The organism is Falsochrobactrum ovis, from assembly GCF_003259955.1.
Taxonomy (GTDB): domain Bacteria; phylum Pseudomonadota; class Alphaproteobacteria; order Rhizobiales; family Rhizobiaceae; genus Brucella; species Brucella ovis_A.
On sequence record NZ_QLMK01000001.1, the window covers coordinates 519,461 to 546,265 of the forward strand.

Consider the following 26,805-nt stretch of genomic DNA (forward strand, 5'->3'; position numbering starts at 1 on the left):
AAGCGCTAATTAAGCGTCCGGGGCGCTTCGGGAATATCCAGCGAGAAGGCCGGAATATCAACCTCGAAAGCGCTCCCGCTCGCGCCTTGCATCTGATAGCGGCCAACCATGACGCCGGAACTGGTCCGCAGCGGACAGCCAGAAGAATATTGAAATGAATCGCCCGGCTCCAAGGTTGGTTGTTCACCAACCACGCCCGGGCCTTCGACTTCTTCAATATGTCCATTGCCATCGGTAATCTGCCAATAGCGAGACCTCAGCCGGACAGTTTCATCCGAATTATTAGCGATGGTGATCCGATAAGCCCAGACATATCGGTTTTCTTCCGGCTGGGATTCATCTTCAAGATAGAAGGGTTCCGCAGTTACTTCGATCCCCCGCGTTACTGCCCTATACATTAAATCCGCCTTTAAATTCTTCTTCTAACGATGATTTACACCATATTCGCTGCCGGTGGAAGCCAGCCCCCAAACCGGGGACTGGTTTAAGATAGTCTTGCCCCAAAGAAGCGATTACCAAACTCGGGCAATTGCACGGTTTTAGCGCAGCGCCTTGAGTGCCACATCGACATCTTCAAGTAGATCGTCGGTGTCTTCAAGCCCAATGGAAAGACGCAGCAAGCCATCCGAAATTCCCTGTTCTGCACGCGCTTCGTCTGACAGGTTTTTATGGGTCGTGGTCGCCGGATGGGTGATGAGGCTTCTGCTATCACCCAGATTATTGGTGAGACAGAAAATTTCCAGTGCATTTTCAAATTTGAAAGCAGCTTCCTTCCCACCTTCAAGTTCCAGCGCAATCAGCGTTGATCCGCCACTCATTTGTTTTGCGATAATATCCGCCTGCGGGTGGTCAGCCCGTCCCGGATAAATCACGCGTTTGACCCCCGGTTTGCCGGCCAGAAAATCGGCCAAAGCACTGGCAGAATCTGTTTGCTGGCGCACACGCACAGAAAGCGTCTCAAGTCCTTTAAGCATGATCCATGCATTAAATGGGCTCATGCCCGGTCCCGTATGCCGGAAATATTCCTGCAATGAACCTTCAATCCACTCACGATCAGAAATAACAATGCCGCCCAGGCAGCGGCCCTGACCATCAATATGTTTGGTGGTTGAATAGACAACAATATGCGCACCCAGCTCCAATGGCTTCTGATAGAGCGGCGTTGCAAAAACATTATCAACAATCAGCTTTATGCCAGAATTATTGGCGATTTCCGCCACTGCCGCAATGTCGATAACTTCCAAAGTGGGATTGGACGGGCTTTCGAGAAAAATAACTTTTGTATTTGGACGAACGGCAGCCTTCCAGCTTTCAATATCCGTTCCGTCAATGATCGAAATTTCCACCCCATATTTTGGCAGCAGCGTTTCGATAATATAGCGACAGGACCCAAAAAGGGCCCGCGATGAGATGACATGATCGCCCGCCTGAACCTGACACAGAATAGCGGTTGCAACTGCCGCCATGCCGGATGCCGTAGCGCGGCCTTCTTCCGCACCTTCAAGCACGCACATGCGCTTTTCAAACATGTCGGTGGTTGGATTGGCATAACGCGAATAAATGAACCCCGGATCTTCGCCGTTAAAGCGCGCTTCTGCCGCTTCCGCCGTTGGGTAAAGAAAGCCCTGCGTCAAAAACAATGCCTCGGACATTTCAGCAAAGTTTGAACGCTGGGAGCCTGCATGAAGAAGCTGCGTCGCTGGGCGAAATTTGCGAGTAGTGTTGTTTGTCATATTCCAACCTGTCGAAAAGCTGGTCGGCCGGGGCCTAGACCTCGGCGGCCATTAAAAAACCGGCCTTGCGAAAACGCAATAGACCGGAGACAAACCACGGCCCATTTTAGCGAATTCTTTAACGTGGCTGCAAGCCGGCCGGCCAAATCACCACGGATGGTTTTTCTTATGCGTCTGGCTGCGGGTCGTCAATGGTTGAAACTGCGACATACTTGATGGCTACTCCATCATTTCCGCGCAAACCTTGCCCTTTTTTGTAGAAAACACCCTGTTATCAACCCGGTTTGACAAAAAGCGCGTGCATGCGGTTCTATAGGTGCTAAGAGCTATCAAAGTTGTTTATGTAGCCGACGAGTTTAGTTGATGGGAGTATTGGCCTGATGACGCATAATGAGGCAGGAATTCTGGCAGATGCGGATATTGCCGCGCTGTTTGAAAGTGGTTTGCTGACCTCTGGCCGCCCGCTCGATGATGATCAGATCCAGCCTGCAAGTCTCGACCTGCGTTTGGGAGCAAAAGCCTATCGGGTGAGGGCTTCCTTTATGCCTGGCCCTGCTACTCCTGTCATTGATAAGCTTGAGCGATTGAAATTGCACGAGATCGACTTAAGTGCTGGCGCGGTTTTGGAAACGGGTTGCGTTTATATCGTGCCACTCTTGGAAGGTCTTTCCTTACCCGAAGATCTCTCAGCATCCGCAAATCCAAAAAGCTCAACCGGTCGCCTTGATATTTTCACGCGGGTCATCGTTGATGGCGCGCAAGAGTTTGACAAGGTTCCAGCCGGTTATAAAGGCCCACTCTATCTGGAGGTGAGCCCCCGAACATTCCCGATCGTCGCCCGCACCGGATCGCGCCTGTCGCAGATCCGTTTCCGCAAAGGCCGCGCTCAGCTTGACGAAAACCAACTGACGCTGCTTCATCAGGCCGAGACTTTGGTTGCTTCAGACCAGCCTAACATTTCTGGCGGCGGCATTGCGCTTTCGGTTGATCTTTCCGGCGGTGAAGACAAATTGATCGGCTATCGCGGCAAACGTCATACAAGCGTTATTGATGTCGATAAGCGCGCGGCGCATGATGTGCTGGATTTCTGGGAGCCGATTTATGATCGCGGTGCTCGCGAACTGGTGCTGGACCCGGATGAATTTTACATTCTAGTATCGCGCGAAGCGGTGCATGTACCGCCACTTTATGCAGCCGAAATGACCCCTTTCGATCCGCTGGTCGGGGAATTTCGCGTCCATTATGCGGGTTTTTTCGATCCGGGCTTTGGCCATAGCGCAGCGGGTGGCACGGGCAGTCGAGCTGTGCTCGAAGTTCGCAGTCACGAAGTTCCGTTCATTCTTGAACATGGTCAGATTGTCGGACGCCTTGTCTATGAAAATATGCTCAACCGGCCTAAGGTGCTTTATGGCATAGATTTGGGATCCAACTATCAGGCGCAGCGATTAAAGCTCTCAAAGCATTTCAGGTGAGCGGCAATTGACACTTGATCCGCAGCAAAAACTAAGCCCGATCAGTGCTAGATCGAATGACGTTATCCCGAAACGTCTTCTCGTGGGTATCGTTGCGCTGCCGGGATTTACGCTAACTGCATTAAGCCTGTTTCTCGATCCGTTCAGACTTGCTGCCGATGAGCGTGATAAAAGTCGTCAAATCCGCTGTGGCTGGAAAATCTGCACCCTATCCGGCGATCCTGTCACCTCAAGTTCTGGCATGGTGGTGGAACCCAACGCCCCGCTGGGCGAGCTGGATGAATGCGATTATGTGGTGATTGTGGGCGGATTGTTAGGGCAATATCGCCCACGCCAGCGTGCATTGATTGATCTCATCAAACGAGCCGACCGGCGCGGACAGCGAGTGATTGGGCTTTGCACAGCCGCTTTTTTGCTCGCCGAAGCGGATTTGCTTGTTGATCGCAATTGTTGCGTTAGCTGGTTTCACCGCGACGATTTTCTCAATTATTTTGATGGCTTTACCGCTGATACGACCAGCCTGTTTCACAGTAGCGGTCGCCACTATACTTGTGCCGGAGGGCTGGGCGCGGCATCCCTTGCGCTTTCCATTATCCAAAATGAAATATCAGAAGAACTAGCCCGCAAAAGCGCTTCTATTCTGCTTTTTCCATATGAGCTGGTGCGCTCTGAACAGCCCGCGCTCAGTTTCAATGGTGTCCGATCACCCCTGATCCGCAGGGCGATCCGAATTTTTGAAGAAACGCTTGAAGATCCCATTCCGATGGTTGATGTGGCAGGCCGTTTGGGAATTTCGGTGCGTCAGATGGAGCGTGTGTTTAAAACCACTTTGGGACGCACCGCGTTTGAAGTACGCGAGGAATTGCGCGTCAAGAAAGCTCGTGAGCTGCTCACCGAAACCTCGCTTTCTCTGCTGGAAGTCGCAGTGGCCAGTGGGTTTACCGATACACGCAGCATGAACCGATCCTTTGCGCGCCAAAAACAAAAGCCACCCCGCGAATTTCGCAAGCAACAAGGCGCATTCTGACCAATGCTGTGCCAAAACTTGCACATTTTATGCTGAAAGCTTATTTCACATGTTGAATTCCGCGCGCGCGGACAAGTTGAGCAGGAGAATTGCATGTCCGATCGTGTAAACCGTTTTCTCGGCGATACGCCGGGCCGCGTCGTTGTAAAACTTATATTGATCTCGATTGTCGTTGGCGTGGTCATGAGCACCTTCAATTGGACGCCTTATGACATATTGTGGAATATTCGTGATTTCTTCCTACATGTTTGGAATATGGGTTTCTCCGCTTTAGCTCGTTTTGCGGATTATCTCATTCTGGGCGCCGCAGTCGTCATTCCTGCCTTTATTTTGCTCCGGATTCTCAGTTATCGCCGTTAATTTCGCGCATTCATTCTCTGATATATGGGGTGCATGCCAAACCTTTGATGGCGAGAATGTAGTGGATGATTAATCACTCAAAACACGATTCTTCCCGGCGCAGTTTTCTGATCCTCGCGGGGGGTGCTTTAACAGCTTTCTCTTTTCCGGCAGGAATTTCTTTAGCTGCGGCCGAGGATCCAACCCGCCTTTTTAATGAGATACGAAAAGCCCATGGCCTGCCAGATATGGCGACCGATACCAAGCTTGAAGCAGCCGCGTTGTTTCAAGCCCGTCTCATGGCTTCACATCAAAAGATTAGCCATTCCGTTGGTTGGGGCAATAGTTTTGGAGCGCGCATCAAAAAGGCGGGAATACGTGGTCCGGCGGCTGAAAATCTAGCGGCTGGCCAAACTAGCACCAAAGCTGCTTTTGATGCCTGGATGAAATCTCCCGGCCATCGCCGCAATATGCTGGACCCGATATTTTCCCGTTACGGCCTTGCCTGGGCCACACCTGAAAATAAACCGCATTATATTTATTGGGCGATGATATTTGGGACTTGAACCATAGTTAGGTTTTGAAAGACACTGGTCGCTTGAAAAAACTTGCCGCCAAAAGCTATTTGAAGCCTGAAAGCAACTCTGAGCGCGTAGGCACTGCGACAATGCGCTGACGGAAAGCTCTGTTTTAAATAGGATTTCCAGAGTAGAGCTAAATTCACTCGCTCTTATATCGTCTGGATTGGTTATGAATCAGATGCTGCACGAAAAAGGCCTGGTTTCGAGGCCGTTTGAAGTTACCCATCGCATGGTGATGATGATCGCTGTGCCGATGACCCTTGCAGCCATCACCACGCCTTTGCTTGGCTTGGTGGATATGGGTGTGGTCGGTCAGATGGGGCAGGCCGAGCTTATTGGTGGCTTGGCCATTGGCGCACTGGTTTTTGACTTCCTGCTGACCATGTTCAGCTTTTTGCGTTCTGGGACCACCGGACTTGTGGCGCAGGCGGTTGGTGCGGAAAATGCATCGGAAGAGCAAGCGATTTTTTGGCGTGCAATTATAATCGCGCTGGCAGCAGGGACTGGCATGATCCTGTGTTTGCCGCTTATCCTTACCATCGCATCCGATTTCATTCACCCCACACCTGCAACCGCGGCTGCCATGGTGACCTATGTGTCCATTCGGATGCTGTCAGCTCCACTGGCTTTGATAAATTATTCAGTGCTGGGGCTGTTGCTTGGTCGCGGACAGGGCGTGCTGGGTTTGAGCCTTCAAGTGCTGTTGAATGGTATTAATATTGTTCTTTGCATCATTTTGGGGCTGGAACTTGGCTGGGGCGTCGCAGGCGTCGCATGGGCCACAGTGGCGGGCGAAACGGTAGCAGCAATCGTTGGGCTGTTTTTCGTTATTCGCCATTTCAAAAAAACACAGGGCGGTTTTCCCGGTCGGAAACGTATTTTTCAAAAAGATGGCATCCTGCGCATGATCGCGATTAATCGCGATATTATGATCCGATCCATTTTGCTGTTAACGGCTTTTGCTTTTTTCACGCGTGCTGGCGCAGAATTTGGCCCGGTCACACTGGCCGCAAATGCGGTATTGATGAATTTCTTCCTTATTTGCGGGTTTTTCCTGGATGGCATGGCCACCGCCGTTGAACAGATCGTCGGTCGCTCGATTGGCGCGCGCTATAGCCCGGCTTTTGTCCGCGGCGCAAAGCTTACCTTCATCTGGGGGCTTTGTATGTCTATTACAGTTGCAGCGCTTTTGCTGATTTTTGGCGATGCCATTATTGAGCTGCTCTCAAAGGCTGAAGATGTCCGTGTTGAGGCCAGCACCTATCTTTTCTGGGCTGCATTGACAGGCCTAACCGGCCTGCTGGCATTTCACATGGATGGGGTCTATATCGGCGCGACATGGTCGCGCGATATGCGCAATATGATGATCGTTTCGCTTGCGGTATTTTTGGCAGCACTGTATGCGTTGAAACCGGTGATGGGCAATCACGGCCTCTGGCTGGCGCTCAATCTCTTCCTATCCATTCGCGGCATTACCCTATTTGCGATGTTGCCGCGGCGTTATAGGTCAGAATTTTTCCCTTTATTCAAACCGTAAGCTGTCGGGCTGCCCATTGCTTGGTTTCGCGGTCTCGCAGATCGGCAATATTGTTGACGCCGGAGCGCTTCACGCTTTCGGATAGGCCGCGCAGAATTTCCCGGACAATTCCCGGACCGCGATAGATCATACCTGTATAAAGCTGCACCAAATCGGCGCCAGCCTTGATCTTAGCCAGTGCGGTTTCCGTATTATGAACTCCACCCACGCCAATCAATGGCAGCTCCGGCCCGACACGCTCACGCATACGCGCAAGAATAATGGTGGAGCGATCAAACAACGGCGCACCCGACAGGCCGCCGGTTTCATCGCGATTTGCACTTTTCAAGCCGTCGCGTGAGAGAGTGGTATTAGAAACAATGATACCGTCGAGCTTATGCTCCAGCACTTTGGCTGCAATATCATCCAACTCGGCATCTTCCAAATCCGGTGCAATTTTTAGGAATACTGGCCGCTTGAGCGTGCACATTTTTCCTTCCTCATCCCGTGCCTGCAAAACACGCGATAATAGCTCATGCAATGCCTCGCGTGATTGAAGATTGCGCAGACCGGGCGTATTGGGCGAGGAAATATTGACCGTAAAATACCGCGCCAGCTGATAGAAACGGCGTATACCTGCTACATAATCTGCGACACGATCTTCGGCATCTTTGTTGGCACCAATATTGATACCCACAATGCCGCCATTTCCAACCCGCTCCGACAAACGCTTATAGGCAGCCTCATGCCCTTCATTGTTAAATCCAAGCCGGTTGATCACAGCATTATCTTCTGTCAGGCGGAAAATGCGGGGCCGTTTATTGCCGCTTTGCGGGCGAGGGGTAAGAGTGCCAACTTCCGTAAAGCCAAAGCCAAGCTTCAACAATGCGTCTGGCACTTCGGCATTCTTGTCATAGCCAGCGGCCATTCCTATTGGATTGGGAAATTGCAATCCGGCGATTTTCACCGACAGGGTAGGGTCATTAAACCGTCCACAAGAGATGACCCCAGTTTTCAGACCCGCAATTGAAAGGCCGTGTGCCTGTTCCGCGTCGAACGAAAACAAGGCCCGACGCCCGATTAATTCAAAAAGACCGCCCATTTTTCTTAAAGCTCCGGAAAAATATGCAGACCGTTTGCATCCAGCGTCAACGGTTCGACTTTGGTTACTGCATCCATTGGCAGTGCGGCATAAAGATGTGGGAAAAGCGCTCCTCCGCGGGAGACTTCATATAAAAGCTTATCGCCTAGCTTTTCCGCATCAACGCTAACAAGCAGCAGGTCCGTCTGGCCTGCAAAATGTTTTGCGGCCGTTTCGCGCACCTGCTCTCCTGTTGAAAAATGGATATACCCATCCGCAATATCAACAGCTGCGCCTTCGAATATGCCAGACTTTTCTGCTTGCGCCCAGAGGTCCTGTGGCACGATTTTGTAGATGGTCGTTTTCATCATCGCGCCTCTCTAAACTGAAATAATACATAAATCAAAGCATTGTCGTATTCGCTTTTTTGCATAGCTGCCTTATCATGTAACAATACTGGATAAGGAGATCATACCATGCTTAGCAGGTTCATGCCGCTTCCAGCTAAAGCCGCTGGCTGTATTCTGAGTGTAGCTTTTCTTATGAGCAATGCAAATGCTCAGGATGCAGGGCGTTATCAGCTTGAAAAAACCGAAAATGGCTATGTCCGGCTTGATACGCGCACCGGAGCGCTTTCTATATGTCGTCTTGAGGCTGAGCAACTCGTTTGCAAAATGGCGACCGAAGATCGTGAAGCCTATGAAGATGACATTACGGATCTTAGCAAACGCGTAAAAGCGTTGGAGGAAAAAATAGCAAATATTGAGCCTCAGGTCAGCAGACATCAAGGCTTTCCATCCGAAGACGATTTCGAGCGCTCCATGAGCTATATGGAACGTTTTATGCGCCGTTTCATGGATATTGCCAAGAGTTTTGACCGTCAAACGCAAGATCCGGCTGAACCGGATAATCCCGGAAAAACTTGAGCTAGCCGCGCCCAAGCCATCGCAGAATACTTGTGCCCATTAACCCATTTAGTGGGGAGGAACGATAAACACTGCCGGTAGAATTGGCATTTATGTAGCTTAATTTTAACGTTTAATTAAACAAAACTGACGGCAGACGGGTTTGTGTACACCCTTGCCGCCATCTGGCCGCATTATGTGTTAAATTTAAGCAGAGAATAAACAACCATGCACCCTCTTGAATGGGGATGAAAAGGCATTTTATGACGCGCAATACGCTTTATCCGGAAATCCAGCCTTTTAAGGAAGAGATGATTCAGGTGTCACCGCTGCACACAATATATGTGGAGCAATGCGGCAATCCGGACGGAAAGCCCGTCATTATGATCCATGGCGGTCCCGGTGGAGGGATCACTCCGACCATGCGGCGCCTGCATGATCCCGAAAAATATCGCATTATTCTTTTTGATCAGCGTGGTTGTGGTCGTTCGATACCCCAGGCGGAATTGCGTGAAAATACCACCTGGGATCTTGTCGCCGATATGGAACATATTCGCGCGCATCTGGGTGTGGAAAAATGGCAAGTTTTCGGTGGTTCCTGGGGGTCGACGCTGGGGCTAGCCTATGCGCAATCGCACCCTGAACGTGTAGCGGAACTCATTCTGCGTGGCATTTTCATGATCCGGCGCTTTGAGATCGACTGGATGTATTCAAATGGCGCGAGCATTATTTTTCCGGATCATTTCGAAGCCTATCACGACCACATTCCTGAAAATGAGCGCGCAGATATGATCGCTGCTTATTATAAACGCCTGACCGACCCTGATCCGCAGGTCCAGCTTGAGGCCGCGCGTCGCTGGGCACGGTGGGAAGGCTCTGTTTTATCCATAGAACCCGATCCGGCGCGGGTAGAAGCTTTCGGTGAAGACCTTTATGCGGTGGCTTTCGCTCGCATCGAGTGCCATTATTTCCAAAATAGAGGTTTTCTCGATAGTGACGATCAGTTGCTGAGAAATACCGATCGCATCCGCCATATTCCCGGCGTTATCGTGCATGGTCGTTATGATATTTGCACCCCTTTCATCAATGCGTGGCAATTAAAAAAGATGTGGCCAGAAGCGGATCTGAAAATTGTCGAAGATGCCGGCCATGCCGTGACAGAGCCGGGCATAACGCACGAGCTTATTGAGGCAACCAAACGTTTCGCTGCGTGAGAATAGCGCCAGACCAACAATATTTCATACTGGAATGAACAAAATGCGCTCTTTCGGGCGCATTTTATTGTTCATCTTTTCTTTGCTCATTTCAGCTAAAAATCGCACCATGGCCGATTGTAACCGCTATATTGTTGATGAATTATCATCAGTTTGATTGGATGGACCTTAACCAGACGGCCCGGTTTTGTTCATGTGCGAGAGGGATAAAAGCAGATGTTGAAAGAGTTCAAGGAATTCGCCCTTAAGGGCAACATGGTTGATCTGGCAATTGGTGTTATCATTGGTGGTGCTTTCGGCGGCCTCGTCAATTCCATTGTCAATGATATCATTATGCCCATCATTGGATTGGTCACGGGCGGTATTGATTTTTCCAACATGTATATCCAGCTTGCTGGCGCGCCCCAAAGCACGCTTGCTGCTGCCCGTGAAGCTGGTGCGACTATTGCTTATGGCAATTTTATAACGCTACTTATCAACTTCCTGATTATTGCTTGGGTGCTCTTCATCGTCGTTAAGGGAATGAACCGTTTGAAGAAGCAAGAAGAGGCAAAGCCGGAGCCGGAAGCGCCACGTGATGAAGTTCTTCTCACCGAAATTCGTGATCTTCTGGCACAGAAGAAAGCTTAATCTAGTTGATAGTCTGAAACGGGGCTTTTGAGCTCCGTTTTCAATTCATCAGCAGAATTGATCAAATCATCACAATTTGCCGCGTGATTTAATCAGCGCCCCTTGCTAAGCATGGGGTGTTAAGCGCAATGGGGAACAATTTTAATGACGCTGATTGCTAACCTTCGCCAAGAAGCAGCCAACTCGCCGCAAAGCGGAATTATTCAGGTTGCCGATCACGGTCGAAATAAACCGGGCATCATTCCTTTATGGGTGGGTGAAGGTGATTTGCCGACGCCTGAATTTATTCGTGAGGCAGCGCAAAAGAGCATTATCGATGGCGAGACCTTTTATACATGGCAGGCTGGCATCCCAGAATTGCGTGAGGCGCTAGCGCGTTATCACCAGCGGCATTTTTCGCAGAGTTTTCAGCCCGAAAATTTCTATGTCACTGGCTCCGGCATGCACGCCATTGAAATGGCGCTAAAAGCCACCACCGGTGCGGGGGAAGAAGCAATCTATCTCTCGCCCGCCTGGCCAAATTTCGTAGGCGCGGCTGGCCTTGCGGGGGCTACGCCGGTGCCTGTATCGTTAGATTTTGGCCCAAATGGCTGGATGCTTGATCCTGAAAAAATCGCATCAGCGATAACGCCTAAAACGCGTGCGCTCTTTATTAATACGCCGTCAAATCCCACCGGATGGACCGCCAATCGTGAAACTTTACAATACATTCTTGATTTAGCGCGTGAAAAAGGCATCTGGATCATCGCCGATGAAATTTACGCCCAATTCTATTATGGCGGGCGTCGCGCACCATCCTTCATGGATATTATGGAGCCAGAAGATCGAATTTTATTTGTCAATTCCTTCTCCAAAAACTGGGCGATGACTGGCTGGCGGATTGGCTGGATGACAGTGCATCCTTCGCTTGGCCCCGTGGTCGAGAACTTGATCCAATATTCCAATTCCGGCGTTGCACAATTCATGCAGCGCGGCGCGGTCGCGGCACTTGATCATGGCGATGATTTTGTTGCGATGCAGGTTGAGCGCGCTCACCAAGTCCGTGATCGTCTTTGCGCGACATTGCAATCGACAGGTAAAGTCAGCCTGACGCCACCCGAAGGAGCATTTTATCTTTTCTTCGGCGTGGATGGGGTGAGCAATTCCTTGCAGGCAGCAATAGATATGGTTGATCAGGCCAATGTTGGCCTTGCTCCGGGCAGTGCTTTTGGCGTGGGTGGCGAAGGGTTTTTCCGCCTCTGCTTTGGTCGCAATCCGCAGCAGGTTGATGAAGCGGCTGAAAGACTGGTGAGCTGGATTAACGCCCGATAATAGCTCACGACAATTCAGGCGATCTGGCTCAACGCCAGATGCAAAAAAAGGCCGGTTAAACCGGCCTTTAATCCCTATGCAACGGTAACTTAACCGCCCGCCTGCGAAACCATCAGCGGAATAACCCGGTCAGACGCTGCTACCTTAGGAGCATCTGGCTCGGCAAATGGAATACCAAGCTCGTTCCATACCTCTATCAACGCTTCTTTCAGACCATCGATAAGTGCATCATCGTGGAATGGCGTCGGAGTGATGCGTAGACGCTCGGTACCGCGCGGAACTGTCGGATAATTAATCGGCTGAATATAGATGCCATGTACTTGCAGCAGGCGATCACTTGCCTTTTTGCAAAGTTCAGGATCACCGACCAGAACCGGAACAATATGCGTTTCCGATGGCATCACCGGCAGGCCTGCCGCTGACAATATATCCTTGGTACGCTGCGCCTGACGTTGCTGGCCAGCGCGCTCTTCATTCGACGCTTTCAGGTGGCGGATTGACGCGGTGGCAGCAGATGCAACTGCTGGCGGCAGCGAAGTTGTGAAAATAAAGCCCGGCGCATAGGAGCGGACCGCATCAATGATCGCGCGCGAACCGGTAATGTAGCCGCCCAGCGTACCAAAGGCTTTTGCCAGCGTACCTTCGATAATGTCGATGCGATGAGCAAGATTGTCACGGTCGGTGATACCACCGCCCCGCTCACCATACATGCCAACCGCATGAACCTCATCAATATAGGTCATCGCATTATATTTATCTGCGAGATCCGCTATCTTTTCGATAGGCGCAATATCGCCATCCATCGAATAGACAGATTCAAACACGATCAGCTTGGCGCGAGAAGGATCAGCAGCCTTTAGCAACTGCTCCAAATGCTCAACGTCATTATGACGGAAAATCTTTTTCTCCGCACCCGAACGGCGCACACCTTCGATCATCGAGGCGTGATTAAGCTCATCCGAAAGAATGAGACAATTGGGCAGCAACCGCCCGATCGTCGAAATTGACGCTTCGTTGGAAATGAAACCTGAAGTGAAAACCAATCCAGCTTCTTTGCCATGCAGATCTGCAAGCTCGGCTTCCAGTTGAACAAGCGGATGGCTATTGCCCGAAATATTGCGGGTACCACCAGCACCGGTGCCGACAGACTTTGCTGTGTCACACATAGCTTTAATGACATCCGGATGGTGCCCCATGCCCAAATAGTCATTTGAACACCAAACGGTTATTTCGCGACTCATGCCATTGTTACGCCAGAGAGCACGGGGAAAACGTCCCACAATGCGTTCAAGATCAGCGAAAACGCGATAGCGCTTCTCGGCGTGCAACTGATCAATCGCTTCTTCGAAAAAACGGCGATAATCCATTATGCGCTCCTTGTCTGCGTGTTAGTAGCGCTTTTGGTTTCCTGCGTCCATGGCGCAATGATGGGCAATTTGCCACGCTGCGAGGCTAAAGCATTGTTTCTAATCAATGGAACTGTCGTTTTATCGGCTCATCAGCCGAAAAATGAATTTCGGTGATAAATCACGTCTACGCACATAGACACGCGGCATCCCAAACGGATCATCACTAGCCCGCGCCCGGGCGCGTACAGTTGTTGTTGCGGTTTCAAATCCCGCTTCCCGGCACATCTCGCGGTGAATAGGAAAATTGCCGCCATAGGGATAGGCAAAATTCGTCACCGCTTCTCCGAGCATGTCTTCCAATTTGATTTTGGATTGCTCGATTTGCCGTTTTGCTTCTGCGTCCGGTGTCTGCTCCAGATTAACATGATCCAGCGTATGCGCGCCCACCTCATGGCCAAGCTTTGCCCATTCCCGCATTTGTGCCAGCGACATGCAGGGCGAAAGCGGAACTCCGGTCACCTTATCCCATATATTGCTGCCGCCAATTTGGTTGGCCACAAAATAATTGGTGGCTGTAAAACCAAATTCCGAGAGGATCGGCAGCGCATTTTCGTAAACATTCAAAAAGCCATCATCAAAGGTAATAACGGCCACTTTGCCCGTCTTTTCACCCTTAATATAGGGCATGGCATTGCGTAATGAGAGCCCCTGATAACCCAAACGTTTGAGCCAGCGCATTTGAGTACGAAATTTATCCGGATGCACCCACAATCCCCGAAACGGGATTTTCTTGTGCGGCAATGGGGCAATCTGATGATAAAGAAGTACCGGAACCGCCATCAGCTCATTTTGCCTTTGCGGAAAAGTTGCGGATGCGCATGCGATAAATCGGACGCATAATTTCACGCACTAGCTTATCTGCAAGCGTCTTTTTTATTTGTACGGTTGTGCCGCCCAGTTTTGAAGAAATTTCGCGTACGCCACCCGGTATAACAGTCAATGGCTGCAAGCCAGTAACCCAGCGCAATTGAACAGTGGTGTCAACAGGCCGATCAAATTGGCGTGTCGCCTCCAATAATTTTACTGCCGCATCATAGCTGACAAGCTGGGCAACCATGCCAAGCCCGATCGGGTTGGGTATGATCAGCCGCACTTGCCCATTGCGAAAAACTTCACGACCCTGTTCACGCCCCTCGCGAAAAGCAAAACGGATGAACCCGCCCGGCTCTAAATGGTTAAGCGCTGCGCGAAATGCGCTCATGAAGCAGTCTGTCAGCTCAATATCGTCCTCAACGATAAATCCCGCATCCAGCTTTTGATCGACAATCGCCTGCCACGCTTTGCGATGTGACAGAAAGCAAGCAATCTCATTGCGACTGAGCCCGAATGGGTAAAACGGAGTGTGGAGCTTGCGCTTATAAACCTGCGCAATCATTTGCGTGGTCAAATCACAACTATCAACCGCGTCGATAATGCTTGCCTTTTCGGGCAATTCGCGAATGAGTTTTTCCACTTGCGGATTGCGCTCGGTGGCCCGTGCTAAATGGATGATGAAGGCTTTAACGTTCATGCGGACCAGCGAGTATGGAGTAAAATAAGCCGCTCGGCTATCTCTATATCTGCCAAGTTTTTTCATTTCGCAAGTGGAATTTTCTTGTCTTTTATTTCATCACTTACTCAAGTATCGACAGTTTTCCTTCTTTCATTCGCTCTTCGACCCACTGTCTTTCGGCATCCCAATTATGTCGTTTCCAGCCCTGCCAGCCAAAACCACAGATTTTAATGTCCCATTCTTTGGTTTTATTCTGCTGGAGCGCGAGCCAAATGCCAAAAAAACCGGTACTTGGGAAAATATCTTTCATCTGGTCGCGCGTGATGCCGAGCTCATTACAAACGTCGAAATAATATTGCGACGGCATGATGCGAATTGTCTTTCCTGCCTGGCCAAAATAATCGATCGCCTGCACAGTCCAGTCGGCGCGTCGGCCTTTAAGGCGGGAGAGGAAATTGGGGTGATGATGAAATCTGCGGATGATGCTGGGATGAAAAGCAAAGAGAATTTCCGGCGTATTGCGCACAATTTCAGTTTCAAGAAATGCCGGATCTGTGATCCATTGCTGCATTTGCTTGCTGGATGACGCCAGCATCAACAGATCGGTTTTCGTTCCGATAAAATTTCGGTTATCTCTGGGTTCATTAAAGCGCAAAACATAGTCAGCGGCATCAATTTGCGCTGTTAAATCGCGCTTAATAGGCCCGTTTCCGGCAATGATTAATGTTTTAGACAAATCACTTACCTTTTTCGTGCACGCACAATTGTGCACAAACTTAGGTATATCTAAATAAGTAGATGGCAACTGCGGAAAGAAGCAATGCCATCACGTTCCCAACAGCTTTTTTACAAGTCGCGATATTTATCGGCGCCGTAGGGGCCGTAGGGCATAATCCTGTGGCGGCTTAAAAGCGGCGGCCTAAAAGATCGAATAATGTTCAAACTTCACCGGGCCGTTTAAACCGGATTTGAATTTCATCATTTGCGAGATCGAAACCCGAATATTGACGCTGAAAAGCGATCAGAGCTTCGTTCACACCTTGGGAAAAATCATCATCGTGAATATCGATATGGTGCCGGTAAATGATTCTGTCTGCTTTATAAAAAATAACCTGACCTTGCATGGTGGCCTCCCTTCGATTGCCCTCCGTCCAACTGCCTCCATCAATCAATGTCCGTAGTTTACCATTTCGGGCGATAATGGGGAATCATGTTTCGCAGATTGGCCCGATCCGGCATGAAATTCGGAGTAGGGCATAATTTGCATAACTGCTATGCGATAATGGTCATTGAGTAGAAACGATCCAAAAGCTAGATAGTGGCCATCGAGCTCACTCCTCCTCCCAGAGCTCGATGCGGATACGGCACTCCTCCTCCTAACGCCGTATTCAAGATCAGGCCGCGCATCCTCCTCCCGCGCGGCCTTTTTCTTTTTCAACTTCCCGTTCGCTTTTGTGATGTTCTGTTTCTGCTTGTTCGTTCATTGCACAAGCGGGAGTTTAGCTAGGTCGAATTTTATGCATGACCGCAATGTTTCTTGCCGCTTTCGTGCTCTTGAAAAGTCACCACTAAAAAACAGGGGAGGCGACAAAGCGCCAACAATAAAACCTCTAAAAATAAAAGACCGCCTTTGCGACGGCCTTTGGGTCTGATTAATCAAGCGGCTTTAATCCCTTTTCAATCTGCTTACGTCGGGGTTCGAGAAAAGGCGGGAGCGAGAGGCGCTCACCAAGACTTTCCATAGGCTCATCGACTGCAAAGCCCGGCCCATCCGTTGCAATTTCGAATAAGATCCCATTAGGTTCGCGAAAATAAAGTGAACGGAAATAATAGCGTTCCACTTCGCCACTGGATGGAATGCGAAATGCGCGAACTCGATCGACCCACTCCAACATAGTGTCCTGATCTGGCGTACGGAAAGCAACGTGATGCACCGCGCCAGCGCCCTGCCGCGCAGCAGGCAAGTCTGGCTGAACAGCAACATGAACTTCTGCACCCGCCCCGCCTGGGCCCATCGCAAATATATGCACAGGTCCTTCCCCATCGGGCGACGCATAGTCGCCCACTTCACGCATATTCATCACCTTTTCCAGCACCAGCTTCGTCGGTGTAAGTTCTGGAACGCTGAGCGTAATCGGGCCCAATCCGCGAATCTGATGGTTTTCCGGCAATGGGCTTTTATCCCAAGGGTGCGCATCGCCTAACCCTCCATCATCGGTAAGCCGTAAGCGTTGACCTTCGGGGTCCTCAAAATCGACGACTGCCCTGCCAGCAATTTCAAAAATCTCGCTGCTTTCAATGCCTTGCTGTTTGAGATGATTGCGCCACCAATCCAGGCTTTCAATGCCATTCACCCGTAATCCCGTGCGCGAGACACTGTGAGTTCCGCGGCGCTCGCGTGCAACTGGCCAATCAAAGAATGTAATATCTGTTCCGGGCGAGGCGAGTGCATCGGCGTAAAACAGGTGATAGGCACTGGTATCATCCTGATTAACAGTCTTTTTCACTAGCCGCATTCCCAGCGTTTCAGTGTAAAAGCGCCGATTGGCGGCCGCGTCGGCCGTAATAGCGGTGAGATGGTGTAATCCCAAAAGCTGGGGCTGGGCCTTATGATATGAGATATCGGAAGACATGATGGCTCTCCTGCGCAAAGGAAATTCCTTTGCTTATTGATTATAATATGGCTCATCACGCTTTGCTGGCAAAGCATCAGATATGAAACAGTGTGTAGCCGGGAAGCCGCACTCATGTGTTTTTTCTGGGAATGAAGGAAAAACCTGCTTGGCTTATCCCATTAGGATAAGTCTATATGGCAATAGACATTTAAACATTCGCCATCGGGGAGAACAAATTTGCGCAACCTCATTGAGCGCACCGGACCGATATTATTGGTAGTGCTTTCGTTATTGGCGGGTTGCGCCAGCCGTCCGGTAGGTGTTCTGGTGCCTATTGACGAGACTGTTCCCCAAGCTTCTGAAGTGAATTTGCTAGTCGCCACCACCCGTGCGCCATCGGGCGATAGGGGTACGCTTTTTTCCGGCGAGCGCGATGACGAGATCACGCTTACCGACATAACCGTATCCATTCCCCCCGAAAAAAATCGCAAAGTTGGCGAAGTTCAGTGGCCCAAAAAGCTGCCGCCTGATCCGTCGAAAGATTTCACGACTGTTGGCGTGGAGCCAGTAAATGGCGAGAAGGGCGCTTCCAAGTGGCTGCGTGAACATTTGACCAAAACACACCGTGTCATGGTTTTCGTTCATGGGTTCAATAATACTTTTGAAGATTCGGTCTATCGCTTTGCGCAGATCGTGCACGATTCGCAAGCCGATGTTGCTCCCGTAATTTTCACCTGGCCATCGCGGGCCAGCATTTTTGATTATAATTACGATAAAGAGAGCACCAATTATTCACGCGATGCGCTGGAAATAACCTTGCGCCGTATCGCTGAGACGCCAGATGTCAAAGACATCGTCATTATGGCCCACTCAATGGGTAGCTGGCTGACGGTTGAAGCTTTGCGCCAAATGGCCATCCGCGACGGCCATGTGAATTCAAAAATTACCGATGTCATTTTGGCATCGCCTGATCTTGATGTTGATGTGTTCCGCAAGCAATTTCTTGCCATGGGCAAGAACCATCCGCGTTTCACGCTCTTTACCTCGCGCGATGATAAAGCGCTCAGCCTTTCGCGTCGCATTTCCGGCAATATTGACCGTTTAGGCCAGATTGACCCCTCTGCTGAACCCTATCGCTCGGAGCTTGAGCAAGCAGGAATCGTGGTTCTTGACCTGACACAGCTCAAAACTGGCGATAGCCTCAACCATGCTAAATTCGCGTCCAGCCCGGAAGTGGTTCAGCTCATCGGAAAACGTCTTGTTGCCGGTCAGACCATCACCGATTCTGACGTGGGACTGGGTGAACGGCTTGGTGCTGTAGCACTTGGCACTGCGCAAGGGGTAGGGACCGCGGCAAGTCTTGTGGTTAGCGCACCGATTGCTGTGTTCGACCCCAATACCCGCAAAACCTATCAGGAGCAGGTTGGTCGCTTTGGCCGTGCAGTAGGCAATACGGTCGGCGCAGTCGATAATCCGTAAGGCATAGACAAGCATCAGTCTATTGTGTTCTGAAAGGCGAAACTGTAGGACAGCCTAAAACTGACGGAAGGCAGGGAAGGGCTGTCCATGCAGATTATTCACACTGTTGACGCTTTGCGTCAGCAACTGGCACCACTCAAGCGTGCTGATCGTGATATCGGTTTTGTGCCGACTATGGGTTATCTTCACAAAGGACATTTGGCGCTTATCCACCGCGCGCGGGAAGAAAACGCGGTGTGCATTGCTTCGATTTTTGTCAATCCGTTGCAATTCGGCCCGAATGAGGATTTAGAAAAATATCCGCGTAATCTGGATCGAGATGCCGAGCTGCTGCGTCAGGCAGGCGTGGATTATGTTTTCGCGCCTTCCGTTTCAGATATGTATCCGCGCCCAATGCAAACCGTCGTCGATGTGCCTTCTTTAGGGTCGCAAATGGAAGGCGAGGCGCGCCCCGGTCATTTTGCCGGTGTCGCAACAGTTGTGACAAAATTGTTCAATATTGTCGGCCCGAACCGCGCTTATTTTGGTGAAAAAGACTTCCAGCAATTGGTCATCATCCGCCGTATGGTGGAGGATCTAGCCATACCCATTGAGGTCATTGGGGTGGAAACCGTGCGCGAGAATGATGGTCTTGCGTGTTCATCGCGCAATGTCTATCTCACGCCCGAGCAGCGGGCAGCGGCAATTATCGTGCCCAAAGCACTCGATGAGGCCGAGCGGCTTTATCGTGCGGGCATGCAGGATCCAGAAGCGCTGGAAAAAGCCGTTAGCGATTTTATCAAGACCGAACCCCTTGCTGTGCCGGAAGTTGTGGCCTTGCGCGATCCGCACAGTCTAGAGCGGGTTACACAAATGCAAAATAAGGCGGTACTGATCGCTCTATTTGTTCGTATTGGCACAACTCGACTTCTCGACAATCGTGTCATTGCGCCCTGACAGAGGAAAAACTGGCATAATGAGTGCAACTGTAAGAAAAAAGCGCCTCTCGCCCCGTGCAATCACGGCACTAAAGGGTGAGCGACCGATTGTAAGCCTCACCTCTTACACAACACCAATGACCCGCTTGCTAGACCCTCATTGTGATCTTCTTCTCGTGGGCGATTCGTTGGGAATGGTGCTTTACGGCATGGATTCCACACTTAACGTCAGCATGGATATGATGATCGCTCATGGCCAAGCGGTGATGCGCGGGGCAGAACATGCATGTGTTATCGTTGATCTGCCATTTGGCTCTTATGAGGAGTCAAAAAAACAAGCTTTTCGCAACGCTGCCCGCATTATGAAAGAAACCGGCTGTGATGGCGTTAAGCTTGAAGGTGGTGAAGAAATTGCCGACACGATTGAATTTCTGGTGCGCCGCGGCATTCCCGTCTTTGGCCATGTTGGCTTGATGCCACAACAGGTCAACACAGTTGGCGGTTTTCGCACGCTTGGCCGCAACGATGAAGAAGCCAAACAAATCCGCCGCGATGCCAAAGCCATAGCCGATGCGGGCGCATTTGCATTGGTTATCGAAGGTACTTACGAGCCTTTGGCACGAGAAATCACCGAAACCCTTGCAATTCCGACCATCGGTATTGGTGCATCAGCCGCATGCGACGGTCAGATCTTGGTTTGCGATGATATGCTTGGCCTATTTCAGGATTTCACACCGCGTTTTGTGAAACGCTTTGCAATGCTTGCACCGCAAATTTCTGATGCAGCAAAAGCCTATGCCGAAGAGGTAAAAGCCCGCAATTTCCCCGGTGCGGAGCATGTTATGGGCGCCAAGCCTGTTTCAACGAAATAAAGCGGGAAATAAATAAAGCGAGCAAATAAATAAAGGGAGGTGACCACCTCCCTTTAAAACTTATTGCGGCTTATTTTTCAACAAACGCCTTTTCAATGACGAAGTGGCCGGCAGTGCTCTGGCTGCCTTCCTTAAAGCCACGATCTTCCAAAATCTGCTTGGTTTCAATAAGCATTTCCGGGCTGCCGCATATCATCATGCGGTCATCCTCATGGTTGAACTCTGGAAGTTCCACATCTTCGAATAGCTGGCCCGAACGGATCAAATCCGTCAGCCGTCCGCGATTCCGATAAGGTTCCCGCGTGACGGTTGGATAGTAAATCAGCTTTTCTTTGACCAACTCACCCAAATATTCATCCTGCGGCAGTTCACTGCTGATGAAATCCGTGTAAGCGAGCTCCGAAACCTGGCGCACGCCATGGACGAGAATGATTTTTTCGAAACGGTCATAGGCTTCCAGATCACGAATGATCGAAAGGAAAGGCGCCAGACCCGTACCGGTCGATAAAAGCCACAAATTCTTGCCCGGCAGCAGATTATCATAAAGCAGAGTGCCCACTGGCTTTTTGCTCAAGATGACCTGATCGCCCTTTTTCAAATGTTGCAGTTTCGATGTCAGTGGACCATCGGGCACTTTGATCGAAAAGAATTCTAGGCCGTCTTCATAAAGACTAGAAGCAATCGAATAGGCGCGGGTCAGCGGCTTTCCGTCGATTTCTAATCCCATCATAATGAACTGGCCGCTTTGAAAGCGGAAACCCGGATCACGCGTCGTACGGAACGAGAAAAGCGTGTCCGTCCAATGGTGAATGTCGGTGACGGTTTCCCGATTAAAATTGCTGCTCATCTTGGAACTGTCTCTGTTTCGCTTTTACTGGGCTGCGGGTCATCTAATAAATCGCGCAATAAACTGCTTTGATCACAATCAAAAACACCGCCAAAAACACCGCGTCAGGTCGTCTGGCACAGCGTTCATACACGCATGAACATAGTTCTGTGCGCCACAGACGGCTTGCCATGGGTGGCTTGCGCGGATCGGTCTTGCAGTCGAGGTGTCGAGGAATATCATCGCATCGGTCGACCGGTGATTACGCAGTTCGAGATAATGATTATATTTCAAGACATCAAGCCCCTATGCGCTAGAACCAAAGCGCAATTAAGGGGAATTTCGACGCACCGACAAGAAACCCTGTTCTAATTCTGATTGGTTCCGGGGTAAAATTCCCCGGCCAAGCTTTTACGCTTTGCGGGTCATGATGATTGCAAAACACAGCGCAAATACTGCCATCAGCGCGAAACTTACAAACAGCCACAGCGATGCGCTGGCCGTGCCCGCAACACCCCCCGGATCGCTCAGCCCAGCGAGATTGGCCGCCATTCCTGCGAGTGCAGCCCCCAGAGCCGTGGCAAAAAGCTGCACTGTTGTGATAGATGCCGAGGCAAGATTTTGATCTTCCGGTTCAGCGCGCCTGAAAATTCGGGTCAAAAGATGTGGCCAAGTTATGCCAACACTAAATCCGATAACACCCATTATCAGGCACAGCGGCAATATATAGCTCCATTGTCCCGAACTGCCGGGCGGGACAAAAATGGCAAGCACAACCATTCCCAAAGCCGTAACAATCGGAGCTCCCACAATGATGCGATCAGCACTATTGGCTGAGACGCCGGAAGAGCTGATCGAACCACAAGTCCATCCAGCGCCCATAATTGCAGCCAGATAGCCCGCAATCAGCGGGGATTGATGATGCAATATCTGGAAAAAAAGCGGTAGGAAAATTTCCGAGCTGGTCACCGAAGCGCTCAAAAATGCCATGGTGAGATAAAGCGCGCCCAGACGATTTAAACGGAAAGTGCCCTTGGGCATAATCCGTTTTTCAGAGCGGCGCTCGACGCGAACGAGTAAAATCAACATAGCCAGTGCAATTATAACACCAACAAGATTGACAAGACTGTCCGCCGAAAGGCTAGCCGCTGAGATGACAAGTACAGACCCAGTTAGCAGTATTAGCTGACGCCAAGCCAGGCGGTCCTCACTGCCTTTCTTATTGGCCTCAGCGGGCAATATTATCATGGCAATGGCGGCAAAAATCGCAATCACGGGGATCAGCGACCAGAAAGCTGCGCGCCAAACACCAAGCTCTGCAAACATACCGCCAACAGCGGGGCCAATGAGGGTTGCAACCCCCCACATGCCCGAGACAAGCGCAATGGCGCGCGGCCAGAGACGGTCTTCAAATACGATGCGGATCATGGCGTAAGAGAGCGCCAGCAACATTCCTCCGCCAAGCCCCTGTATTGCGCGACCGGCCAGCATGACCGGCATGGAAGACGCAAAGCCACAGCCGAGCGTTCCGGCAGCGAAAATAATTGCAGCCACGAGATAGGCTTTACGCGGATCGGTTTGCGATAGCAGTCGCGGAATAAGGGCCGACCCCAGAATGGATGCAGTGACAAATAGTGCCGTATTCCAGGCATAATAATCGATGCCGCCAATATCGTTCACGACTGTTGGCAGAATGGTCGTCGCTATAAAAACGTTGATCGCGTGCAAAGCCACGCCCCCCACCAGTGTGAGCGAACGAATGGCATTGCGCCCGGCAAATAATTCGCCCCAGCCTGCTGTGGCGCTGGCAGCGTTGCCAGCGGATTTCTGTTTTTCCATTTAATGTAATCCTTGTCGGTCTGGGCAGTAAAAGCTTTCTCGATGCCTAGCCGAGAATCGTCTTATAGGATGCTTCTTGTCGCGACGAAATGGGCTGCGCATTCAAATTGTTTCTTCAAAAAGCGGGTAATGCGGGCGTAAATAATCGCCGGAAAATTTCTTAGATGTAAAACTTCCTGCGGTCTCCTATATAAATCAAAGAAAAGTGAAAATAATTACGTTATAGCACGAGTCACATTTGTGTTTCTGCTACAAGCTTCATATAAGCCTAATCTGTGATGCTTCTAGCACGCTGGTGATTTTTTCAGCTCTGCTGGCAAGGCCGATTTCCCAGATTTCGATACCGGAACACCCATGATCCAGACGCCTTATTACCTGATCGACAAGACCAAGCTAAAGCGCAATATGGAAACCATCGCCTATGTGCGGGAAAAGTCGGGCGCCAAAGCTTTGCTTGCACTCAAATGCTTTGCCACCTGGTCGGTTTTCGATTTTATGAGCCAATATATGGATGGCACAACTTCGTCCTCACTCAATGAGGTGCGATTGGGTAATGAGAAATTTGGTGGTGAAACCCATGCCTATAGCGTGGCTTATGCTGACCACGAAATAGATGAGGTCATCGCCAATGCGGATAAGATTATCTTCAATTCCATCGGCCAGCTTGAGCGTTTTGCCGAGCAATCATCCAAAATAGTCCGGGGCCTACGGCTTAATCCGGGCGTTTCGACATCAAGCTTTGATCTGGCTGACCCCGCACGCCCATTCAGTCGGCTTGGCGAATGGGATATTGCCAAGGTTGAGAAGGTAATGGACCGGATTTCCGGCTTCATGATCCATAATAATTGCGAGAATTCGGATTTCTCTTTGTTTGACAAAATGCTCAACCAAATCGAAGAGAAATTTGGTTCGCTTTTGCAGCGCGTCGAGTGGGTGAGCCTTGGCGGGGGTATTCATTTCACTGGTGAAAATTATCCGCTTGATGATTTTTGCGCACGCCTGAAAGCTTTCTCTGAAAAATTTGGCGTGCAAGTTTATCTGGAGCCGGGCGAAGCCTCAATAACCAACACCACAACCTTGGAAGTGACGGTTCTGGATACGCTTTTTAATGGCAAGAACCTTGCTATTGTCGATAGTTCAATCGAAGCGCATATGCTTGATCTTCTGATCTATCGGGAGAGTGCAACCATGCTCCCCAATAAGGGAGAACATCGCTATATGATCTGCGGTAAATCCTGTCTTGCGGGCGATGTGTTTGGTGAGTTCAATTTTGAGCATGAGCTTAAGGTTGGCGATCGCCTGTCAGTGCGGGATGCGGCTGGCTATACCATGGTCAAGAAAAACTGGTTCAATGGCGTGAAAATGCCTGCGATTGCCGTGCGAGAACTCGACGGCACAGTGAATGTCGTTCGTGAATTTACTTTCACGGACTTCGAACAGTCTCTCTCCTGAGACTGATCTGCGCGTAGTCGCAAGGTTCAACAGGTTCCGCGGGCAGGAGAGCCGGGACGCAAACAGATGGCGGGACATCCGCTGGAAGAGGAAGCATCGACAGAAAATGAAGAAGAATGTTCTCATTATCGGCGCCGGTGGCGTAGCACAGGTCGTGGCGCATAAATGCGCTCAAAACAGTGATGTATTGGGAGATATACACATTGCGTCCCGCACGGTTGAGAAGTGCCGAAAAATTATCGATTCCGTGCACGAAAAGAAAAACCTCAAAACTGAGGTGAAACTTGAAGCACATGCGCTGGATGCACTGGATATCGAGGCTACAAAAGCCTTGATCCAGAAGACCGGCGTCAACATCGTTATCAATGTCGGCTCGCCATTCCTTAACATGTCGGTTCTTCGCGCCTGTATTGATACTGGTACCGCTTATATGGACACGGCCATTCACGAAGATCCTAACAAGATCTGCGAGACGCCACCATGGTATGATAATTACGAATGGAAGCACCTCAAAGAATGCGAAGAGAAAGGCATTACCGCCATTCTCGGGATTGGCTTTGACCCAGGTGTGGTAAATGCCTATGCGCGTCTAGCGGCAGATGATTATATTGATGACGTTAAATCCATCGATATCGTCGATATCAATGCCGGAACCCACGGCAAATGGTTTGCTACAAACTTTGATCCGGAAATCAACTTCCGCGAGTTTACCGGTCGCGTCTATTCTTGGCAAAAGGGCCAGTGGCAGACCAATAAGATGTTTGAAATCGGCAAGGAATTTGATCTCCCTGTCGTTGGCAAACGCAAGGCCTATATGACCGGGCATGATGAAGTTCATTCACTCGCCAAACATTATCCAAATGCCGATATCCGCTTCTGGATGGGCTTTGGTGATCATTATATCAATGTGTTTACGGTCCTGAATAATCTCGGTCTTCTGTCTGAACAGCCGGTTAAAACCGCTGAAGGCCTGGAAGTTGTGCCGCTTAAAGTGGTTAAAGCGGTTTTGCCGGACCCGGCATCTCTTGCGCCTGAATATGAAGGCAAAACCTGTATTGGCGATTTTGTCAAAGGCACCAAAGACGGCAAGGAGACAGAAGTCTTCATCTATAATGTTGCCGATCATAAGGAAGCCTACAACGAAGTTGGCTCACAGGGAATTTCCTATACGGCCGGAGTTCCACCGGTTGCTGCCGCGATGCTGATCGCTTCTGGGGAATGGGATGTGAAAAAAATGGTCAATGTGGAAGAGCTTAATCCTAAGCCTTTCCTTCACATCCTCAATCATATCGGTCTTCCGACCCGCATTAAGGATGAAAACGGCGACCGTCCGCTAGATTTCTCCTAATCGGTATTTCCCTTCATATTACGAACAATTTACAGAAAACCCCGCTTCATGCGGGGTTTTTTGTCACTTAGAACATGGGGGCTACAACGAGCGATTGCGAAACCTGTCGCCTAGGTTCACTCTAAAGGTGTCATAATATTGGAGACAAACCTTATGAAAAACGTTATTCTTGCATTGACTTTGACCACCGCTGTTCTTGGTTCAGCGCTCTCAGCATCCCACGCCGAGGTTGCTCCGGCTAATAAATCCACGGCTTCCCAGGAAAATCTCGACTTCTCATGGTGGTGGCCAACTGGCTATGTGCCGCTTATTGTTCTGTAACATCCCATTTGGGTTCAGTACTAAAAGACGCTAAGAAGCCTATGCCAACACCGCAAAGATTCTTTGCGGTGTTGGAACTTTCGATGGCGCAACGTTATAACATTTCTGACTAGTATCACCGAGCGAAAATAGCCGCGCACAACATGCGTCGGGTGCCAATATTGCCGAACAACCGGTGACGGTTGGTGATTGATCAGCTTTGCCGGACAGATTGCAGCCATGTCCACCCACGGATAAAATATCGCTTTCGCGCGTTGCTGGCTTGAGAGCAGCGTTTAGAAATTTTCTGGTATCAGCTTAGAGCTCTAGCGAAGAAGAACTTGAAGCCTCAAAAGAAGCGCTGCAAGATTTTAAAGATCATGACGATTTGAATTATTGTCGTCCTTTTAAGCAGTAAGGCTTTTATACAAAACTCTATTTCATGCG

Annotated in this window: 27 protein-coding genes and 1 riboswitch; of the genes, 15 read left to right on the forward strand and 12 right to left on the reverse strand. The window is 50.2% G+C overall.

The window, feature by feature from the left end:
* Positions 1–5: 5 nt before the first annotated feature.
* Positions 6–398 (reverse strand): Co2+/Mg2+ efflux protein ApaG, encoded by a 393-nt coding sequence (apaG, locus tag C7374_RS02410; protein ID WP_111573995.1) that lies wholly within the window; start codon positions 396–398, stop codon positions 6–8.
* A gap of 141 nt (positions 399–539) precedes the next feature.
* A complete protein-coding gene (locus C7374_RS02415) occupies positions 540–1,733 on the reverse strand; it encodes an O-succinylhomoserine sulfhydrylase (protein ID WP_111573996.1) in 1,194 nt (397 codons plus the stop codon).
* An 84-nt stretch (positions 1,734–1,817) separates the two neighbouring features.
* Positions 1,818–1,897: riboswitch (SAM riboswitch) on the reverse strand.
* Positions 1,898–2,113: 216 nt separating this feature from the next.
* Here C7374_RS02415 and C7374_RS02420 point away from each other — a divergent pair.
* The 5 genes from C7374_RS02420 to C7374_RS02440 all read left to right on the forward strand — a co-directional run bounded on the left by C7374_RS02420 (position 2,114) and on the right by C7374_RS02440 (position 6,689).
* Positions 2,114–3,205 carry a 2'-deoxycytidine 5'-triphosphate deaminase gene (locus C7374_RS02420; RefSeq protein ID WP_111573997.1) on the forward strand — a complete coding sequence of 364 codons (1,092 nt, stop codon included), beginning with the start codon at positions 2,114–2,116 and terminating at the stop codon, positions 3,203–3,205.
* A gap of 7 nt (positions 3,206–3,212) precedes the next feature.
* Positions 3,213–4,232 carry a GlxA family transcriptional regulator gene (locus tag C7374_RS02425; RefSeq protein WP_111573998.1) on the forward strand — a complete coding sequence of 340 codons (1,020 nt, stop codon included), beginning with the start codon at positions 3,213–3,215 and terminating at the stop codon, positions 4,230–4,232.
* Positions 4,233–4,325: 93 nt separating this feature from the next.
* Positions 4,326–4,592 (forward strand): DUF6460 domain-containing protein, encoded by a 267-nt coding sequence (locus tag C7374_RS02430; protein ID WP_111573999.1) that lies wholly within the window; start codon positions 4,326–4,328, stop codon positions 4,590–4,592.
* A 65-nt stretch (positions 4,593–4,657) separates the two neighbouring features.
* Positions 4,658–5,137: a CAP domain-containing protein gene (locus C7374_RS02435; protein WP_111574000.1), complete on the forward strand. Its 480-nt coding sequence runs from the start codon at positions 4,658–4,660 to the stop codon at positions 5,135–5,137.
* Between the two features lie 184 nt (positions 5,138–5,321).
* Positions 5,322–6,689, forward strand: coding sequence for an MATE family efflux transporter (locus C7374_RS02440; RefSeq protein WP_111574001.1), 1,368 nt, complete (start codon positions 5,322–5,324; stop codon positions 6,687–6,689).
* Here C7374_RS02440 and C7374_RS02445 read toward each other — a convergent pair.
* On the reverse strand, positions 6,679–7,770 hold the full coding sequence (locus C7374_RS02445) for a quinone-dependent dihydroorotate dehydrogenase (RefSeq protein WP_111574002.1): 1,092 nt from the start codon (positions 7,768–7,770) through the stop codon (positions 6,679–6,681). The genes C7374_RS02440 and C7374_RS02445 overlap by 11 nt on opposite strands.
* Before the next feature lie 5 nt (positions 7,771–7,775).
* Entirely contained in the window at positions 7,776–8,120 is a 345-nt protein-coding gene (locus tag C7374_RS02450; RefSeq protein ID WP_111574003.1) for a DUF952 domain-containing protein, read from the reverse strand.
* 105 nt (positions 8,121–8,225) lie between these two features.
* Here C7374_RS02450 and C7374_RS02455 point away from each other — a divergent pair, with 105 nt between their 5' ends.
* From C7374_RS02455 to C7374_RS02470, 4 genes are all read left to right on the forward strand, one after another.
* Positions 8,226–8,675 carry a hypothetical protein gene (locus C7374_RS02455; protein ID WP_245412553.1) on the forward strand — a complete coding sequence of 150 codons (450 nt, stop codon included), beginning with the start codon at positions 8,226–8,228 and terminating at the stop codon, positions 8,673–8,675.
* A gap of 242 nt (positions 8,676–8,917) precedes the next feature.
* A complete protein-coding gene (pip, locus tag C7374_RS02460; RefSeq protein WP_111574005.1) occupies positions 8,918–9,868 on the forward strand; it encodes a prolyl aminopeptidase in 951 nt (316 codons plus the stop codon).
* A 216-nt stretch (positions 9,869–10,084) separates the two neighbouring features.
* Positions 10,085–10,498 carry a large conductance mechanosensitive channel protein MscL gene (gene mscL / locus C7374_RS02465; protein ID WP_111574006.1) on the forward strand — a complete coding sequence of 138 codons (414 nt, stop codon included), beginning with the start codon at positions 10,085–10,087 and terminating at the stop codon, positions 10,496–10,498.
* Between the two features lie 144 nt (positions 10,499–10,642).
* Positions 10,643–11,809, forward strand: a complete 1,167-nt coding sequence (locus C7374_RS02470) for a pyridoxal phosphate-dependent aminotransferase (protein WP_111574007.1) — start codon at positions 10,643–10,645, stop codon at positions 11,807–11,809.
* A gap of 89 nt (positions 11,810–11,898) precedes the next feature.
* On the opposite strand, the gene hemA is transcribed toward C7374_RS02470, so the two are convergent.
* The 6 genes from hemA to C7374_RS02500 all read right to left on the reverse strand — a co-directional run bounded on the left by hemA (position 11,899) and on the right by C7374_RS02500 (position 17,343).
* Positions 11,899–13,176 carry a 5-aminolevulinate synthase gene (gene hemA, locus C7374_RS02475; protein WP_111574008.1) on the reverse strand — a complete coding sequence of 426 codons (1,278 nt, stop codon included), beginning with the start codon at positions 13,174–13,176 and terminating at the stop codon, positions 11,899–11,901.
* 120 nt (positions 13,177–13,296) lie between these two features.
* Positions 13,297–13,998, reverse strand: a complete 702-nt coding sequence (locus tag C7374_RS02480) for a polysaccharide deacetylase family protein (RefSeq protein WP_111574009.1) — start codon at positions 13,996–13,998, stop codon at positions 13,297–13,299.
* Between the two features lie 4 nt (positions 13,999–14,002).
* Positions 14,003–14,728, reverse strand: a complete 726-nt coding sequence (locus tag C7374_RS02485; protein WP_111574257.1) for a glycosyltransferase family 25 protein — start codon at positions 14,726–14,728, stop codon at positions 14,003–14,005.
* 103 nt (positions 14,729–14,831) lie between these two features.
* Positions 14,832–15,446: a glycosyltransferase family 29 protein gene (locus tag C7374_RS02490; RefSeq protein ID WP_111574010.1), complete on the reverse strand. Its 615-nt coding sequence runs from the start codon at positions 15,444–15,446 to the stop codon at positions 14,832–14,834.
* 202 nt (positions 15,447–15,648) lie between these two features.
* Positions 15,649–15,834 carry a hypothetical protein gene (locus C7374_RS02495; RefSeq protein ID WP_111574011.1) on the reverse strand — a complete coding sequence of 62 codons (186 nt, stop codon included), beginning with the start codon at positions 15,832–15,834 and terminating at the stop codon, positions 15,649–15,651.
* A 528-nt stretch (positions 15,835–16,362) separates the two neighbouring features.
* Positions 16,363–17,343 carry a ring-cleaving dioxygenase gene (locus C7374_RS02500; protein ID WP_111574012.1) on the reverse strand — a complete coding sequence of 327 codons (981 nt, stop codon included), beginning with the start codon at positions 17,341–17,343 and terminating at the stop codon, positions 16,363–16,365.
* Positions 17,344–17,562: 219 nt separating this feature from the next.
* Here C7374_RS02500 and C7374_RS02505 point away from each other — a divergent pair, with 219 nt between their 5' ends.
* The 3 genes from C7374_RS02505 (at position 17,563) to panB (ending at position 20,593) form a co-directional block, all read left to right on the forward strand.
* Entirely contained in the window at positions 17,563–18,804 is a 1,242-nt protein-coding gene (locus tag C7374_RS02505) for an alpha/beta hydrolase (RefSeq protein WP_111574013.1), read from the forward strand.
* A gap of 87 nt (positions 18,805–18,891) precedes the next feature.
* Positions 18,892–19,740, forward strand: coding sequence for a pantoate--beta-alanine ligase (gene panC, locus C7374_RS02510; RefSeq protein ID WP_111574014.1), 849 nt, complete (start codon positions 18,892–18,894; stop codon positions 19,738–19,740).
* A 19-nt stretch (positions 19,741–19,759) separates the two neighbouring features.
* Complete coding sequence (gene panB, locus C7374_RS02515) at positions 19,760–20,593, forward strand: 3-methyl-2-oxobutanoate hydroxymethyltransferase (protein WP_111574015.1); 834 nt, start codon at positions 19,760–19,762, stop codon at positions 20,591–20,593.
* A gap of 70 nt (positions 20,594–20,663) precedes the next feature.
* On the opposite strand, the gene C7374_RS02520 is transcribed toward panB, so the two are convergent.
* Both C7374_RS02520 and C7374_RS02525 read right to left on the reverse strand, forming a co-directional pair.
* Positions 20,664–21,440 carry a ferredoxin--NADP reductase gene (locus C7374_RS02520; RefSeq protein ID WP_111574016.1) on the reverse strand — a complete coding sequence of 259 codons (777 nt, stop codon included), beginning with the start codon at positions 21,438–21,440 and terminating at the stop codon, positions 20,664–20,666.
* A 390-nt stretch (positions 21,441–21,830) separates the two neighbouring features.
* A complete protein-coding gene (locus C7374_RS02525) occupies positions 21,831–23,258 on the reverse strand; it encodes an MFS transporter (RefSeq protein ID WP_111574017.1) in 1,428 nt (475 codons plus the stop codon).
* A gap of 354 nt (positions 23,259–23,612) precedes the next feature.
* On the opposite strand from C7374_RS02525, the gene nspC reads away from it, so the two are divergent.
* The 3 genes from nspC (at position 23,613) to C7374_RS15870 (ending at position 26,379) form a co-directional block, all read left to right on the forward strand.
* Positions 23,613–24,710, forward strand: a complete 1,098-nt coding sequence (gene nspC, locus C7374_RS02530) for a carboxynorspermidine decarboxylase (protein ID WP_111574018.1) — start codon at positions 23,613–23,615, stop codon at positions 24,708–24,710.
* Positions 24,711–24,816: 106 nt separating this feature from the next.
* On the forward strand, positions 24,817–26,058 hold the full coding sequence (locus C7374_RS02535; RefSeq protein ID WP_111574019.1) for a saccharopine dehydrogenase family protein: 1,242 nt from the start codon (positions 24,817–24,819) through the stop codon (positions 26,056–26,058).
* Between the two features lie 153 nt (positions 26,059–26,211).
* Positions 26,212–26,379: a hypothetical protein gene (locus C7374_RS15870; protein WP_158527791.1), complete on the forward strand. Its 168-nt coding sequence runs from the start codon at positions 26,212–26,214 to the stop codon at positions 26,377–26,379.
* Positions 26,380–26,805: the final 426 nt, after the last annotated feature.